This window comes from Streptomyces sulfonofaciens, assembly GCF_014656295.1.
GTDB lineage: Bacteria > Actinomycetota > Actinomycetes > Streptomycetales > Streptomycetaceae > Streptomyces > Streptomyces sulfonofaciens.
In genome coordinates, this window is the sequence record NZ_BNCD01000027.1 from 79,730 (window position 1) to 94,763 (window position 15,034).

Below are 15,034 nucleotides of genomic sequence, written 5' to 3' on the forward strand. Positions count from 1 at the left end.
GGGGGCGCGGTTCGCCGCGCCCCCGCCGGGGCCGCATCGCACGGGCGCGACCCGTCCGGCGGCTCAGCGCCGCGCCCGCAGCCCCGTGGCCACCAGCGCGGCGGCCGCCAGGAGGACTGTCGCGTCCACGCCGAGCACCTGGTGCACACCGGACGACAGGTGCGGCGCGGTGGTCGCCAGCACCCCGAGGAGCGGGATGCCGATGGTGACCCCCACCTGCTGGGTCGAGGTGACGAGCCCGGTCGCCAGGCCCTGCTCCTCGTCGGGCACGCCCGAGGTGACCGTCACGCCGTACGCGATGATGCAGCCGAGGTGGCCCATGCTGGCCACCGAGACACCCGCGGTGGCCAGCGCGACGGACCAGCCGCCGTCGCCCAGGAGCAGCAGGGCCAGCGTGCACAGGCCCTGGCAGAGCAGTGCGCCGCTCAGCGTCCTGCGTGCCCCGAAGCGCCCGATCACCCGGGGCGCCAGCGCGCCCGCGAGCACCGACAGCACCCCCTGCACACCGAAGACCAGCCCCGTCTCGAAGGCCGACAGCTCAAGGACCTCCTGGAGGTAGAGGGTGAGCACGAAGACCACCGTCGACATCATCGAGAAGGTGACCAGTCCGCCCAGGTTGCCGAAGGCCACCGTGCGGCGGCGCAGCATCGGCAGCGAGACCAGGGGCTGGGCGGTCCGCGACTCGATCCGGACGAACACCGCGAGCAGGGCGGCGCCCGCGACCAGCGTGGCGATCACATCGGGCCGGCCGAAGCCGCGGTCCGCGGCGGTGGACAGGGCGTAGATCACGGCGAGCAGGCCACCGGTGACGCTCACCGCGCCCGGCACGTCGAGCCGGGGGCGCCGCGGGGTGCGGGACTCGGGCAGCAGGCCCGGTGCGAGCGGCAGCACGACCAGCGCGAACAGCGCCAGCAGGCCCATGGTGGAGCGCCAGCCCAGCAAGTCGGTGAGGACGCCGCCGGCGACCATGCCGATGGTGAAGCCGAGCGACAGCAGCGTGCCGCTGATGCCGAGCGCCCGTTCCCGCTGCGGGCCCTCCGGGAACGTGGTGGTCAGCAGCGACATGCCGGTCGGCACGATGGCCGCGGCACCGAGGCCCTGCAACGCCCGGCCGGCCAGGAACGACGCCGGGTCCCAGGCGAGCGTCGCCAGCAGGGAGGCCGCGCCGAAGAGGGCGAGGCCGGCCAGGAACAGCCTGCGCCGTCCGAAGAGGTCGCCCATGCGGCCGAAGAGCAGCAGGAAGCCCCCGGACGGCAGCGCGAAGGCGGTGACCGCCCACTGCAGCGCGGACGTGCTCATGCCCAGGTCCGGGCCGAGCACGGGCAGCGCGACATTGAGGACGGAGAAGTCGAGCGCGACCATGAACTGCGCCGCGCACAGTACGAACAGCACCAGCCGGTTGCGGTGCGCAGAGCGGCCGCCGTGCGGGGGCCGGGCCGAACGCGGCGCCGGTGGGCCGTCCGCGGCGGGCCCGGGCGGTGCCTGGGAGGCGTCCGCACCGGGCGGGGTGCGGGGCGTGCGCGAGGGATCAGGGCTTGGCCGGGTGGTCCGTGCGGTCCGTGCGGTCGGCGTGGCCCGGGGGGTCTCGGTCGTCATGCCCAGCAGCATCGGCCGTACGGAATACGCGTGGGGAGCGGGAACTTATCCTGGTGGTCGCACCACCGGGCAGAGGGCGGGGGGTTCCACGTGGCGAGTGCGAGAGCGGTGGCCGGTACGGGGGAGGGCGGCGCACGGCGCCGCAGTGAGCTGCGCGAGTTCCTGATGAGCCGCAGGGCCCGGGTCTCGCCGGCCGACGCGGGCCTGCCGGACGGCGGCGCACGGCGCCGCACCCCGGGACTGCGCCGCGAGGAGGTCGCCGTGCTCGCCGGGGTGGGGGCGTCCTGGTACCAGTGGCTGGAGCAGGGCAGGAACATCTCCGTCTCACCGCAGGTGCTCGACTCCGTCTGCCGGGTGCTGCGGATGAGCAGCGCGGAACGCCGCCACCTGTACGTCCTCGCCGGGCTCAACCCGCCCAGCTTGGAGGTCGAGCGTGCGGACCTCCACATGTGCGAGGGCCTCGGCCGCATGATCGACGCCTGGATGCCCTACCCGGCGCACATGATGGACGCGTACTGGAACTGCGTCCGGTACAACGACGCGTCCGCCTCGGTGCTCGGCATGCGCCCCGAGGCCCAGGACAACTGCCTCGTCATGTTCTTCACGGACCCCCTCTACCGCTCGCGTGCCAGGAGCTGGGAGCGCAACGCCCCGCAGGTGGTGGCCCAGTACCGGGCGGCCTGCTCCGAACGCCCCGAGGACGACGGCTTCCAGGAGGTCGTGGCCCGCGCCAGGGCGGCCAGCACCGAGTTCGCCGAGCTGTGGGAGCGGCAGGACATCGCACCCGGCGGCGTGCTCAGCAAGGAGATGGAACACCCGCTCGTGGGCCCGCTGTTCTTCGAGTCCACCCATATGCAGGTGCCCGCGCGACCCGACCTGATCATCGTGCTGCACACCCCCGAGGAGGGCACCGACACGGCCCGCAAACTGCGCTGGCTGGCCTCGTCGGAGGGCCGCAGGGGAGCGCTGTACCCGGTGGCCGGGTAGCCCGTGCCGGCGGCCGGGTGGCGGTCCGGCACGGTGGCGGGCGGCGGCGGGCCCGGTTGTCGGCGCCCCCTGGCGGGCCGGTGCTCCGGCCTCCGTATCCTTCGGGTCATGACCGACACCAGCGCGCTCGACCCCGAGGACCGCAAGATCGTCACCCTGGCCCGCTCCGCACGGGCCCGCAACTCCGTGCCCGAGGGCGCGGCCGTGCGGGACGAGACCGGCCGTACGTACGTCGCCGGAACGGTGGCGCTGGATTCGCTGAGGCTGACCGCGCTCCAGACGGCGGTGGCCATGGCGGTGGCGTCCGGCGCGACGTCCCTGGAGGCGGCGGCGGTGGTGACGGACGCGGCGGCGCCTTCGGAGGCCGACCGCGCGGCGGTGGCGGACCTGGGCGGCGCCGCCACGCCCATCCTGCTCGCCGGCCCCGACGGGACGATCCGCTCGACGACCACGGCCGGCTGACCGCACCGGCAACCCTCTCCGACGGCAACCCTCTCCGAGGGGACCCCTCTCCGGCAACCCGACCGTGTCCGGCAGCCGATCGCGCCGGGGCAACCGGTCACGCCGGATGCCCGATCGGCTCCTGTGGCTGATCGGGGCGGCGCCTGCCGTGTCCAGGGCTGCGTCGGCGCTGACCTCGACCAGGGCACAGGACCGGTGCATGCAGGACCGGCAGGCGCCGGTCCTGCATGCAATCCGGAGGCGGGCGGTTCCGGGAGCCGCTCGCGCGGTGTCCCGCAGCCGCCGCGCCGCGTCCGGGAGCCGCTCGCGCCGGAACTAGAGTGCGTCCGGGCCGCGTTCGCCCGTACGCACCCGCACCACCGAGTCCACCGGTACCGCCCACACCTTGCCGTCGCCGATCTTCCCGGTCCGGGCGGCCCGCACCACGGTGTCGATGACGGCGTCCGCCTCGGTGTCCTCGACGACGACCTCGATGCGCACCTTGGGCACCAGATCGACCCGGTACTCGGCGCCCCGGTAGACCTCGGTGTGGCCGCGTTGCCTGCCGTATCCGCTGGCCTCCGTGACCGTCAGGCCGTGCACGCCGAGTTCCTGGAGCGCGGTCTTCACCTCGTCGAGGCGGTGCGGCTTGACGACCGCGGTGATCAGCTTCATTCGGCTGGGCTCCTGTCCTTCGTACGGTCCGGCGCGGGGGACGGGGTCTGGGCGGCGCCGTGGCCGAGCACCCCGTGATCGTAGGCCGTCTCCGCGTGCAGTGTCTGGTCCAGGCCCGTCATCTCCTCCTCGCTGGACGCACGGAAGCCCATCAGCCTGTGGATGACCTTGCCGATGGCGTACGTCACCAGGAACGTGTACGCCGCCACGCAGACCACCGCGACGGCCTGCTTGCCGAGTTGGGCCGCCCCGCCGCCGTAGAGCAGTCCCCTCGGGCCACCCGTCATGGCGGCGGTCGCGAACAGGCCGATGAGCAGCGTGCCTATGACCCCGCCGACGAAGTGCACCCCGACCACGTCGAGCGAGTCGTCGTAGTGCAGGCGGAACTTCCACGCCACCGCGTACGAGCAGACCACGCCGGCGGCGAGGCCGATCACCGCGGCACCGGGCATCGCGACCGTGCCGCAGGAGGGGGTGATCGCCACGAGGCCGGCGACCGCGCCGGAGGCGGCACCGAAGGTGGTGGGGTGGCCGTCGCGCCGCTGCTCCACGAAGAGCCAGCCGAGCAGGCCCGTGCAGCCGGCGACCACGGTGTTGAGGAGGGCGGCCGCCGCGAGGCCGTCGGCGGCGAGCGCGGAACCGCCGTTGAAGCCGAGCCAGCCGAACCAGAGCAGGCCCGCGCCGAGCACCACGAGCGGCAGGCTGTGCGGGCGCATCGCGTCCTTCTTGAACCCGATGCGCGGTCCGAGCACCAGCGCGACGGCGAGCCCCGAGGCGCCGGAGGCGATCTCGACGACCAGACCGCCCGCGAAGTCCAGGGCGCCGAGGCTGTGCGCGATCCAGCCGTCCGGGCCCCAGACCCAGTGCGCCACGGGAACGTATACGAGCAGGGTCCACACCGGCACGAAGACCAGCCAGGCCGTGAACTTGGTGCGGTCCGCGATGGCGCCGCTGATCAGCGCCGCGGTGATCATGGCGAAGGTGAGCTGGAAGGTGCTGAAGAGGAGGGTCGGGACGGTGCCGGTGAGGGTGTCCGGGCCGATGCCCGCCATGCCGAGGTGGCCGGCGTCGCCGATCAGGCCGGCGAAGGCGTCGTCGCCGAAGGCGAGCGAGTAGCCGGCGACCAGCCAGACGACGGTGACGAGCGCGATGGAGACGAAGCTCATGAGGAGCATGTTGAGCACGCTCTTCGTGCGCACCATGCCGCCGTAGAAGAGGGCGAGGCCCGGGGTCATCAGCAGGACGAGCGCGGTGGCGGCGAGCAGCCAGGCGGTGTCGCCGCTGTCGAGTCCTGCGGTCTGCGCGGCGGCTTGCGGCGCCAGGATCGGCACGGTCTGCACGGGCTACTCCTCCGGTGGACCCTTCGGTGGCGGCCGGTGCGGCGCCTCCCCGAAGGGCGGGCGGCACCGGCGACTTGGATGAGGGTCGCTTCCGTGCATTTCGCTCCTGAGACATGGGTGTTTCCGCGGTGTTTCGCGTAATCCGGGTGTTACCGGGGCCTCATCTGCGCGTGTGCCCCGCGTGCGGGCCGGTGCCGCCGGCCGCCGTGGCACACCACGGGCCGGACGGTTCGCGCGAAGGCCCTGCCGCGAAAGGGGGCGACGGCGGCCCGACCCGATGTGAAACCGGCCACCCTCCCTCCGTCCCGCCCTCCCGCCCTTGCTTAACCTATCGATATTCGATAGTTTCCCATCGTAACTCGATGGAAGGAGGGGGCATGGGAAAGCTGGCAGTGCGTGCGCTGCGCGCCGTGCTCGTGGTGGTGCTCGCCGGCACCGTGTTCGTACAGGCACTGATGGTGTGGGCGTTGGCCACCGACCCGGAGGACGGGTCGCTCCCGCTGACACCGCTGCGCGTGATCACGATCCTGGGCCTGGTGTCGGCCCAGGTCGCCCTGGTCTGCGTATGGCGGCTGGTGACGATGGTGCGACGTGGAACCGTGTTCTCCCATGCCGCCTTCCGGTACGTGGACATCGTGATCGGCGCGATCGTGGCGGCTGCCCTCGTGTGGTTCGCGGTCACGGCCATCAATGCGCCGGGCCAGCGGGCCGACCCGGGTGTCACCGTCATCATGGGCGGGATCGGTGTGGCCATCCTGGGGGTTGCGCTCATCGTGCTCGTGCTGCGGATGCTGCTCGCCCAGGCTGTCGCGCGCGACGTCGAAGCGGCGCGGATGCAGGCCGAGCTGGACGAGGTGATCTGATGCCGATCGCCGTCGACATCGACGTGATGCTGGCCAGGCGGAAGATGTCCGTGGGCGAGCTCGCGGACCGTGTGGGGATCACGCCCGCCAACCTGGCGGTACTGAAGAACGGCCGCGCCAAGGCGGTGCGCTTCGCGACGCTCGCCGCGCTCTGCGAGGTGCTCAAGTGCCAGCCGGGCGACCTGCTGCGCTGGGAGCCCGATGACGCCGCGGGCGGATGACGTGCACGGGGCGCGGGTGAGGACGCCCGTCCCCACCGACCCGTGACACGGCACGTGCACCGCATGGGCGTGGGCCGCCACGGACTGGACGGCGTGGGCGCGGGGCGCTGGGGGCCTGGGTCGCGGGAAGCTGGATCGCCGATCGCCCGCAGCGCCGTCCGATGACGCATACGGTATCGATCCATACCCTGTAGGTATCGAACACCGGCAGTGCGGGGGCGCGGGGGTGCGTCGCTGGGTGGATGCGGGTTGAGCACAGGGGTGCGTACACGGGTGCCGTGGTGGGTGGCGCGTGGGGACAGGAGCGCGAGTGCGGGTTCGGAAGGCGGGTCGGCATCGATGTGCGTGTCCCGGGGATCCCGGACGGCCCCGGGCCGCGAACTGCCGGGCGGGGCGGGACGCCGCGGGCCGCGGGCGGCGGAGCGCGCCTTCTCCGGTGGACCGGGCGATATCCTGAGAGTATGGACCGGCTGGAAACCAGGGAACTCGACTATTTCATAGCGGTCGCCGAGGAACTCCATTTCGGTGCGGCGGCCCGAAGGCTCGGTATCGCACAGCCACCGCTGTCCCGTGCCATCGCCCGGCTGGAGCGCCGTATGGGCGTCCGGCTCTTCGAGCGGACCAGCCGCCGGGTCGAACTCACCGGGCCCGGACAGGTCTTCCTCACCGAGGCGCGCCGTGCCCTGGACACCCTGCACACGGCCGTGCGCCGTGCACAGCACGCCGCGCGCCCGGCACGGCTCGTGATCGCGGTACGTCCCGGTGGCGGGTCCCGGCTGCTCACGGACCTGCTGCGCGAGGGCGCCGGCACGGGTACCGACGTCGACGTCCTCTTCACCCATGAGCAGGGGGTGGCCCTGCGCGGCGGCCGGGCGGACGTGGCGCTGCTGTGCGCCGACACCGACGACATGTCCGGCCTCCGCTCGGTCGAACTGGGCCGCGAGGACCCCGTGGCCCTGCTGCCCCGGGGCCACCGCCTCGCCGCACGGCCGCACGTGACGACGGCCGAACTCGCCGGGCTCGACCACTTCGCGGCCCGGTGCCCGCCGATCGGCCTGGACGAGATGCTCGACAGAGTGGCGCTGGGCAGGCTGGTCACGGTCGTCGGGGCGGGAGCGACCGACCGGCTCGGAGCGGGCGTCGTGGCCGTTCCGGTGGCCGACCTCCCGCCGACCACGGTGGTGCTCGGCTGGCTCGGCGACCTCCCGTCCCGGGCCGCCGCGTTCGTACGGGCGGCACGGACACTCGGGCCGGCTCCAGCGCCGTGAGCCCCGCCGCGCCCCGCGCCCTGCCCGCCGGTGTGCACGGCCCCCTCCGCCATCGGCGACAATGGGCGGCATGACCAGCCGCACCCAGCCGTCAGAGCCGGCTCAGCAGCCCCACCGGGCAGGCTTCGCCTGCTTCGTGGGCCGTCCCAACGCGGGCAAGTCCACCCTGACGAACGCTCTGGTCGGCAAGAAGGTGGCCATCACCTCCACCCGCCCCCAGACCACCCGCCACACGGTCCGCGGCATCGTGCACCGTCCCGACGCCCAGCTCGTCCTGGTCGACACCCCGGGGCTGCACAAGCCCCGCACCCTGCTCGGCGAGCGGCTGAACGACGTCGTGCGCACCACCTGGGCCGAGGTCGACGTCATCGGCTTCTGCCTCCCCGCCGACCAGCGGCTCGGCCCCGGCGACCGCTTCATCGCCAAGGAACTCGCCGGCATCAGGAAGACCCCCAAGGTCGCCATCGTCACCAAGACCGACCTGGTCGACCCCGAGACACTCGCCCAGCAGCTCATCGCCGTCGACCAGCTCGGCAGGGAGCTGGGCATCGAGTGGGCCGAGATCATCCCGGTCTCCGCGGTGGACGCCGTCCCGGACGGCGCCTCCGGCGAGCCCGTGGCCGTGGCCACCGCCCGGCGGACGGGAGCCACGGCGGACACGGGCCCCGGCGGCACGCCCCCCGGCACGGGCGGCCCCGGCCCGGAGACCGCTGTCGGGACCGGCACCGACCCGGGGACCGCGCCCGCGGCCGCCGCGCAGGCCGGGCCCACGACCCGGGCCCCCCGCCGCTCCGGCGGCCAGGTCGACCTCCTCGCCGATCTACTGGTCCCGCTCCTCCCCGAGAGCCCCGCCCTCTACCCGGAAGGCGACCTCACCGACGAGCCGGAGCAGGTCATGGTGGCCGAGCTGATCCGCGAGGCCGCACTCGAAGGCGTCCGCGACGAACTGCCCCACTCCATCGCGGTCGTGGTGGAGGAGATGCTGCCCCGCCCCGACCGCCCCGCGGACCGCCCGCTGCTGGACATCCACGCGAACGTCTACATCGAGCGCCCCAGCCAGAAGGGCATCGTCATCGGCCCGAAGGGCAAGCGGTTGAAGGACGTCGGCGTCAAGTCCCGCCGCCAGATCGAGGCCCTGCTCGGCACTCCCGTCTTCCTCGACCTGCACGTCAAGGTCGCCAAGGACTGGCAGCGCGACCCCAAGCAGCTACGCAGGCTGGGTTTCTGAGGAACGCACGCGGTGAGCCGGGTCACGCACGGACCCGGCACCCCTCCCCGGAAACCTGCGTGACCCCGCGTCGGCGGCGGTCAGCCGGGACAGAGGGGCGGGGCGGCCCGGCGTGCACCGACGCTCCCCTCCGGCGCGCGGGGCACGGGGATGCCGGAGCGCTGTGCTGGTCCGCGGACCGGCCCGGGCGGCACCCGGGACACCCTGCTGAAATCCTTTTCACGACGGGTACCCTGATACGCACAGGGCGCGGAAAGGACACGGCGCAGGTGGTGACGATCCATGACGTGGCGCGTGCCGCCGGTGTCTCACCGGCGACCGTCTCCCGCGTCTTCAACGGCGGCAACGTCACGCCCGCGCGTGCCCACTCCGTCCAGCAGGCCGCGGCCGCGCTGGGGTTCGCGCCGAACCGGGTGGCGCGCTCCCTGCGCAAGCAGCGGTCCAGCGTGATCGGCCTCGTCATACCCGACATCGGCAATCCGTTCTTCACCTCGCTGGCGCGCGGCGTCGAGGACGCCGCGCAGCGCACCAGCCTCTCCGTGGTGCTCTGCAACTCCGACGAGGACACAGACAAGGAGCGCCGGTACCTGGAGGTGGCGCTCGGGGAGCAGATGGCCGGGGTGATCGTGGCCGCGGCCTCCCGCGACCGTACGGACCTCGGCCCGCTGATCGAGCGCGGCATACCCGTGGTGGCCGTCGACCGCAGGCCGCACGAGGCCGACGTGGACGCCGTGATGGTGGACAACCACCACGGCGGCGAGGTCGCCACCCGCCACCTCCTGAAGTCCGGTTACCGCAGGATCGCCTGCATCACGGGCCCGGAAGGTGCCTCCACCTCGGAGGAGAGGCTCGCCGGGTACCGTGCCGCGCTGCGCACCGCCGGGCACCGGCCGGAGTCTGCCGACGCCCGCGCCCATGTGCGCCACGCCGACTTCCGCGTGGAGGGCGGCAGGCTGGCGATGCGCGAGCTGCTGGCGATGCCCGAGCCGCCCGACGCCGTGTTCGTCGCGAACAACCTGATGACCATCGGCGTCCTCGAGGCACTGCGCGAGGCCGGGCAGGAGCCGCCGGACCTCGGGGTGCTGTCGTTCGGCGACATCCCCTGGGCCTCGCTGGTGCGCCCCTCCCTGACGACCGTCGAGCTGCCGTCCTACGAACTGGGTCGCACCGCGGCGGAGTTGCTGTTGCAGCGCATGTCGGGCGGCTCGTCCGCACTCCAGACGGTCGTACTGCGCACCACCCTGCACGCCAGGGAGAGCACGGCAGGACCCCGCGGCTAGACGGCCCGCCCGCGGCCGTCGTGCCGGCAGGGCCGTCGGTGGCCCACCGGGCGGCGCCGGCGGGTCGGGGGAGCGTGCCGCGGCCGGCGTGGCCGGGAGCGCGGTGCGCGGTTCAGTGCGGTGCGCCCGGGTGCCGCCCGGCCTGTGCCGCGGCTCGCAGGACGGCCAGTCGGGGGCTGGCGAGCACCGGGACCGGGAGATCGGAGAGGAGATCGGCGACGGGCGCCATCGAGGCCTGGGCCAGCACCAGGACGTCCACCCCGGCGGCTGCCTCGCGGGCGCGGGCGGCGACGGTGAGATGGTAGCCGTGCAGGTCCCCGGCCTCGAACCGCTCCCAGGCGCCGGGGCAGGGGACATCGGTCAACCCGGCCCCGGCCCCGGCCTCGGCGAGCAGGGCGCGGGTCGGCCCCAGGGTGGACTCGACGGCGTGCACGACACCGATCCGCGCGTACCTCGCGGCCTCCTCGGCCATCGGCCGGTCGACCCGCACCACTCGTGGGCCGAGCTGCTCGGCGGTGGCACCGATGGTCGAACAGGTGCACACCACCACGTCGGTGTCCGCCAGCTCACCGAGCCGCTCGCGCAGGCGGTCCCGGTAGGGCAGCCCCGCCCGGGCATCCGCCAGCAGGGACTCGTCCACCACGTGCCTGCTCAGGGCGCCGGGCGCCCACTCGGCGACCAGGGCGCGGAAGGTGGGGACGTGGACGTCGGCGGTGTGCAGGAAACCGATGGTGGGCACGGCGCAGATTGTGCCGCACGGGCGTCGGCCGGGTAACCGGCTCCCCCGTCGCACGAGGACGGGCCCGCCCGGCCCCAACGGCCCCACCCGGCCCGGTCCCGGCCCACGGTCGGCCCCCGGCGCAGCCGCCCCGACGGTCCCCGCCGGCCGCCCTCCTACCTGATCCCGGACGTCTTGACCGACTCCACGACCCTCCGCTGGAAGGCGAAGAACAGCGCCGGCACCGGCAGGGCCGCGACCGTGGCCGCCGCCAGGATGTCGTTCCAGTACGAGCCGTACTGCGCCCGGAAGGAGGCGAGGCCCGCGAGCACCCCGCGGTTGTGGTGGCGCGGGAAGTCGCCCGGGCCGAGCAGGAGGATGACGGGCCCGTCGCCGGTGGCGCAGGCGCAGGCGCAGGCGGTGGCGCAGGCACAGGCGGAGGGCAGCTTGAAGCCGTGGAGGCAGGGGGGCTGGGGGTGGCGGACCAGCTCGATCCGGGCCCGTGGGTGGCGTTCCACTGCGCGACCATGTCGGGGAACCACCGTGGACTGCGCGTTGACCGCGGGGTCGGGTGAGCGCTGCGGGCCGTAGGAGTTCCTGAACCGGAGGGGGCCGCCCTGGCCGTGCCGTGCCGCAGCGGGTGAACGGTGCCGGGGAGGCCGCCGCGGCTCCGTGGGCCACGGGGCGCACCCCGGTCACCAGGAGGAACGGAACAGTGCACCAGCGTTGAAATCCATTTCACCGACACGTGGGGTTGGCCCGTGGAGGTGTCAAGGGTCGAGAACGGCGTGAAGTCGATGTTCTCGCAGCCTTCGGCAGAGTGAAGTGCCTTCGCTTTTGTCCTCTTGACCATGAAATCGATTTCTGTCAGCGTGCGGGTCATGCCTCGCAAACCAGCGGCCGGCCCGGCCTCGGGCGCGGTCATCGGTGTGGACATCGGCACGTCGAGCAGCAAGGGCGTCCTGGTCGGCGCGGAGGGCGCGCTGCTGCGCTCGGCCGTGCGGGAGCACGCTCCGGACCGGCCGGGACCGGGCCGGTTCGAGATGTCCGCGGACGTCTGGTGGCGCGACTTCACCGAGCTGGCGCGTGAGCTGACCGCCGCGGCCGCCGAACGCGGCGTGTCCGTCGCGGCAGTCGGCGTCAGCGGCATGGGCCCCTGCGTCCTGCTCACCGACGAGCACGACACACCGCTGCGGCCCGCGATCCTCTACGGCGTCGACACCCGCTCCGTGAGCCAGATCGAGCGGCTCGACGAGCGGTTCGGCACCGCCGAGATCATCGACCGCTGCGGGTCCGCGCTCAGCACCCAGGCCGCGGGACCGAAGATCGCCTGGCTCGCCGAACGGGAGCCGGCGACCTACGCACGCGCCCGCCGCCTCTACATGCCCAGTTCCTGGCTGGTCCGCAGGCTCACCGGCGCCTATGTCCTCGACCACCACTCGGCCAGCCAGTGCACCCCGCTCTACGACACCACCGCACTCGACTGGTACGCGCCCTGGGCCGCCGAGGTGGCCCCGGGCATCGACCTCCCCCCGCTGCGCTGGTCCGGCGAGGCCGCGGGCGAGGTCACCGCGCAGGCGGCCGCGCAGACCGGGCTGCCGGCCGGGATCCCCGTCATCACCGGCACCGTGGACGCCTGGGCGGAGGCCCTGAGCGTCGGCGCCCAGGGCACCGGCGACCTGATGCTGATGTACGGCACCACGATGTTCCTGATCCACACCGTGCCGCGGCCGCTGACCAGCCCCTCGCTGTGGGGAACCGTCGGGGCGCTGCCCGGCACGCGCAACCTGGCGGGCGGCATGGCCACCTCGGGCGCGGTGACCACCTGGCTGCGGGACCTGTTCGCGGCCGGCGACCACGCCGAACTGGTGCGGCTCGCCGGGGAGTCGGGGGTCGGCGCGAACGGGCTGCTGATGCTGCCGTACTTCGCCGGCGAGCGGACACCGCTGATGGACCCGGACGCCCGTGGTGTGGTCGCCGGGCTCACCCTCTCCCACACCCGCGGCGACCTCTACCGCGCCGCGCTGGAGGCCACCGCCTTCGGGGTGCGGCACAACATCGGGGTCATCGACGGCGCGGGCGGCGACATCCGCCGGGTGGTCGCGGTCGGCGGCGGCACGCGGGGAGCGCTGTGGACGCAGATCGTCTCCGACGTCACGGGGCTGGAGCAGGAGGTCAGGACGGTGTCCGTCGGAGCCGCCTACGGAGGCGCGCTGCTCGCGGCCGGGCTGCTGGGCGAGGCGCCGGTGGACGCCTGGAACCCGGTGCGCGAGGTGGTGGCGCCGCGTCCCGAGCACACCCGGCGCTACGACGAGCTGTACCGGCTGTACCGGGCGCTGTACGCCGACACGTCGGCGACCGTCCACGCGCTCGCCGCGATGCAGAGCAGATGAGCACGGTGCCGAGGGGCGGCGACCCTCCACCGGCTGGACCCACACCTGGAGCGTGCAATGACCTCGGCCGGCAGGGCCTCGCCACCTGGCTGGAGACCGGAAGTCTCGGCCATGACACCCAATCGGCCATGACACCCAACACGTCCGCGACCCGCCCGCCCTGCCGCCCGGCCCCGAGGCGGAGCCGACGCGGCCCTGACCGCCAAAGGCCGCGCTCTCCGCCGAGGCCGCGCTCTCCGCCGAGGCCGCGCTCTTCGCGGAGCCGGGCGTACGGGTCCACCTGTGCGGAGACGTACCGCTCTGACCACCCCACCTCACCGAGAGGAGCACGTGTGTCCAGCAGACCCCAGCAGAACGGATCCGTGGACGGACGGGCCGGGAACGGCCGGTCCGCGTCCCCGGCCCCGGCCCCGGCCCCGGGCCGCAGGGCCGTCCTCGGCGCGGGCCTGGGCGCCGCGGCGGCCCTCACCGGGCTGACCGCCGGAGCCCCGCGCGCCGCGGCCGCGCCCGCGGCCGTCACCGGCACCAGGATCAGGAACCTGACCGGGCCGGCCGAGACCGGTGCCTTCGCCGCGCCCTGGACCGACCTCGGCATCCCGGCCCGCTGCCCGGACGGGAGGCTCTTCTTCGCCTGCGGCGACACCTTCGACGGCCCGGTCATGGGTGCCGCGGACTGGCGCGCGCCGGTCGGCCTGCGCGCGAGCAACCCGAACCCCGCCGCCCTCGCCATCGACGGCGCCGTGGGCGGCTCCCACGCGGTCGGCCTGGTGCCGGAGAGCCACCAGGACGGCACGACGGCCATCCCCTCGGACGTCTTCACCGTCGGCAACACGATGTACATGCACCTCATGCGGGGCGTGCTCTACCAGACCCACCACTCCGACTTCTGGCGCTCCGACGACAACGGCGAGACCTGGCAGTACCTGTGCCAGTGGCCGGGGGACCAGTACGGCGGGCAGTTCCAGCAGAAGACGTACGCGGTCGCCGACGACGGCTACTGCTACGTGCTGTCCACCGTCTTCAACCGGGACGTCGCCTCCGACCTGCTGCTGCACCGGGTCCCGCAGAGCGGGCTCGGCAACCCGGCCGCGTACCAGCCCTGGGGGTACGCGAACGGCGCCTGGGCGTGGGGGAACTACCCGACCACGATCACCGGGCGGCGCAGGTGGGGCGAGATCTGCTTCCGCGCCATGGGCGGCAGGTACGCCTTCACCTGGCTCAACATGGATGTGCTGTCCATACGCGCGCAGGTCTTCGCGCTGCCCACCAGCAACCTGTTCACGACTCCGGAGCAGACGATGATCGTCCCGACCACTCCGGGCAACGAGTACGGCAACGCCGTGGCCAGCCCCTACGGCGGCTTCATCATCCCGGGCTCGACCTTCGACGACTTCCACATCACCGTCAGCCAGTGGTACGACAACGTGGACTACCGGGTGATGCACTACCGGATCAACGGCTTGGCCTCCTGAGCGCGGTGCCCGGCGGGGGCACGGGGGCCGCGGCGGCACACGGCCGCACCGCGCGGGCGGGTGCCCGCGCGGGCGCCGGGCCACGACGGACACCGCCTCCCGGGGACGGTGTCGGCCCGGCGGGCCGGTCGTGGCCGGTCGCGCGGTCTCCCGGCCCCCGCGGGGCGCTAGGAGCCCTCCTTCAGCACCCATGAGATCAGTTTCCGCTGTGCCTGCGTGAGGCGCGGATCCGCGCAGTAGACCGTGCGCCCGTCGACCGTGATCTGGTAGCTGAAACCGTCCGGCACGCCGATCGGCGGGGTGTCCCGGCCGTCCGAGAGCGCCTGTTCGGCCAGGGCCTGCCACTCGGCCGCGTCGTCGCGTCCCGAGACGTCGACCTCGGCATGGCGTTCGATGCCCGCGAACCCTCCGGTCCGCTTCACCTGGATACGCATGGGTCCTGTCTAGCGGGTGTTGTCGGGAACGAGAAGCGACACCGCCGCGGCCGCACGCAACGGACCACTCCGCCGTGGTCGGGGGCGCGATTCCGCGGGCCGGCCGGCCCGCGGAATC

Annotated in this window: 15 protein-coding genes; 9 read left to right on the forward strand and 6 right to left on the reverse strand. The window is 73.6% G+C overall.

The genetic code is table 11. From position 1 onward, the window contains the following. Positions 1–63: 63 nt before the first annotated feature. The gene (locus IE313_RS30640) at positions 64–1,596 is read right to left on the reverse strand and encodes an MFS transporter (RefSeq protein WP_229925096.1); all 1,533 of its coding nucleotides are present in this window, start codon (positions 1,594–1,596) and stop codon (positions 64–66) included. A gap of 165 nt (positions 1,597–1,761) precedes the next feature. Here IE313_RS30640 and IE313_RS30645 point away from each other — a divergent pair, with 165 nt between their 5' ends. Together IE313_RS30645 and IE313_RS30650 are read left to right on the forward strand one after the other, a co-directional pair. Beyond that, on the forward strand, positions 1,762–2,583 hold the full coding sequence (locus tag IE313_RS30645) for a helix-turn-helix transcriptional regulator (protein ID WP_189938035.1): 822 nt from the start codon (positions 1,762–1,764) through the stop codon (positions 2,581–2,583). Positions 2,584–2,691: 108 nt separating this feature from the next. After that, entirely contained in the window at positions 2,692–3,045 is a 354-nt protein-coding gene (locus IE313_RS30650) for a cytidine deaminase-like protein (RefSeq protein ID WP_189937994.1), read from the forward strand. A gap of 315 nt (positions 3,046–3,360) precedes the next feature. Here the strand turns inward: IE313_RS30650 and IE313_RS30655 are convergent, their stop codons facing one another. Then, entirely contained in the window at positions 3,361–3,699 is a 339-nt protein-coding gene (locus IE313_RS30655) for a P-II family nitrogen regulator (RefSeq protein ID WP_189937996.1), read from the reverse strand. Beyond that, positions 3,696–5,039: an ammonium transporter gene (locus tag IE313_RS30660; protein WP_229925097.1), complete on the reverse strand. Its 1,344-nt coding sequence runs from the start codon at positions 5,037–5,039 to the stop codon at positions 3,696–3,698. Before IE313_RS30660 ends, IE313_RS30655 begins: the two co-directional genes overlap by 4 nt. A 377-nt stretch (positions 5,040–5,416) precedes the next feature. Between IE313_RS30660 and IE313_RS30665 the strand changes: the two genes are divergently transcribed. The 5 genes from IE313_RS30665 (at position 5,417) to IE313_RS30685 (ending at position 9,899) form a co-directional block, all read left to right on the forward strand. After that, positions 5,417–5,902, forward strand: coding sequence for a DUF2975 domain-containing protein (locus IE313_RS30665; protein WP_189937998.1), 486 nt, complete (start codon positions 5,417–5,419; stop codon positions 5,900–5,902). Next, the gene (locus tag IE313_RS30670) at positions 5,902–6,123 is read left to right on the forward strand and encodes a helix-turn-helix domain-containing protein (RefSeq protein ID WP_189938000.1); all 222 of its coding nucleotides are present in this window, start codon (positions 5,902–5,904) and stop codon (positions 6,121–6,123) included. Before IE313_RS30665 ends, IE313_RS30670 begins: the two co-directional genes overlap by 1 nt. Positions 6,124–6,584: 461 nt before the next feature. Next, entirely contained in the window at positions 6,585–7,391 is an 807-nt protein-coding gene (locus tag IE313_RS30675) for a LysR family transcriptional regulator (RefSeq protein WP_308439232.1), read from the forward strand. Positions 7,392–7,461: 70 nt separating this feature from the next. Continuing rightward, the gene (locus tag IE313_RS30680) at positions 7,462–8,619 is read left to right on the forward strand and encodes a GTPase Era (protein WP_229925098.1); all 1,158 of its coding nucleotides are present in this window, start codon (positions 7,462–7,464) and stop codon (positions 8,617–8,619) included. Between the two features lie 272 nt (positions 8,620–8,891). Beyond that, positions 8,892–9,899 carry a LacI family DNA-binding transcriptional regulator gene (locus tag IE313_RS30685; protein WP_229925099.1) on the forward strand — a complete coding sequence of 336 codons (1,008 nt, stop codon included), beginning with the start codon at positions 8,892–8,894 and terminating at the stop codon, positions 9,897–9,899. A gap of 112 nt (positions 9,900–10,011) precedes the next feature. Here the strand turns inward: IE313_RS30685 and IE313_RS30690 are convergent, their stop codons facing one another. Next, the gene (locus IE313_RS30690) at positions 10,012–10,638 is read right to left on the reverse strand and encodes a hypothetical protein (protein ID WP_189938007.1); all 627 of its coding nucleotides are present in this window, start codon (positions 10,636–10,638) and stop codon (positions 10,012–10,014) included. A 155-nt stretch (positions 10,639–10,793) separates the two neighbouring features. After that, a complete protein-coding gene (locus tag IE313_RS30695) occupies positions 10,794–11,135 on the reverse strand; it encodes a hypothetical protein (RefSeq protein ID WP_189938009.1) in 342 nt (113 codons plus the stop codon). A gap of 363 nt (positions 11,136–11,498) precedes the next feature. Between IE313_RS30695 and IE313_RS30700 the strand changes: the two genes are divergently transcribed. Both IE313_RS30700 and IE313_RS30705 read left to right on the forward strand, forming a co-directional pair. Next, complete coding sequence (locus tag IE313_RS30700) at positions 11,499–13,010, forward strand: FGGY-family carbohydrate kinase (protein WP_189938011.1); 1,512 nt, start codon at positions 11,499–11,501, stop codon at positions 13,008–13,010. 446 nt (positions 13,011–13,456) lie between these two features. Next, positions 13,457–14,482, forward strand: coding sequence for a DUF4185 domain-containing protein (locus IE313_RS30705; RefSeq protein WP_373317101.1), 1,026 nt, complete (start codon positions 13,457–13,459; stop codon positions 14,480–14,482). Between the two features lie 167 nt (positions 14,483–14,649). On the opposite strand, the gene IE313_RS30710 is transcribed toward IE313_RS30705, so the two are convergent. Then, on the reverse strand, positions 14,650–14,916 hold the full coding sequence (locus IE313_RS30710) for a protealysin inhibitor emfourin (RefSeq protein ID WP_189938013.1): 267 nt from the start codon (positions 14,914–14,916) through the stop codon (positions 14,650–14,652). Between the last annotated feature and the right edge of the window lie 118 nt (positions 14,917–15,034).

Excerpts from the sequence above, each read along its gene's own strand:
- IE313_RS30670 (WP_189938000.1), top strand. The coding sequence starts at position 5,902 with ATGCCGATCGCCGTCGACATCGACGTGATGCTGGCCAGGCGGAAGATG.
- IE313_RS30640 (WP_229925096.1), bottom strand. The coding sequence starts at position 1,596 with ATGACGACCGAGACCCCCCGGGCCACGCCGACCGCACGGACCGCACGG.
- IE313_RS30645 (WP_189938035.1), top strand. The coding sequence starts at position 1,762 with ATGAGCCGCAGGGCCCGGGTCTCGCCGGCCGACGCGGGCCTGCCGGAC.
- IE313_RS30675 (WP_308439232.1), top strand. The coding sequence starts at position 6,585 with ATGGACCGGCTGGAAACCAGGGAACTCGACTATTTCATAGCGGTCGCC.
- IE313_RS30665 (WP_189937998.1), top strand. The coding sequence starts at position 5,417 with ATGGGAAAGCTGGCAGTGCGTGCGCTGCGCGCCGTGCTCGTGGTGGTG.
- IE313_RS30655 (WP_189937996.1), bottom strand. The coding sequence starts at position 3,699 with ATGAAGCTGATCACCGCGGTCGTCAAGCCGCACCGCCTCGACGAGGTG.
- IE313_RS30700 (WP_189938011.1), top strand. The coding sequence starts at position 11,499 with ATGCCTCGCAAACCAGCGGCCGGCCCGGCCTCGGGCGCGGTCATCGGT.
- IE313_RS30680 (WP_229925098.1), top strand. The coding sequence starts at position 7,462 with ATGACCAGCCGCACCCAGCCGTCAGAGCCGGCTCAGCAGCCCCACCGG.
- IE313_RS30710 (WP_189938013.1), bottom strand. The coding sequence starts at position 14,916 with ATGCGTATCCAGGTGAAGCGGACCGGAGGGTTCGCGGGCATCGAACGC.
- IE313_RS30650 (WP_189937994.1), top strand. The coding sequence starts at position 2,692 with ATGACCGACACCAGCGCGCTCGACCCCGAGGACCGCAAGATCGTCACC.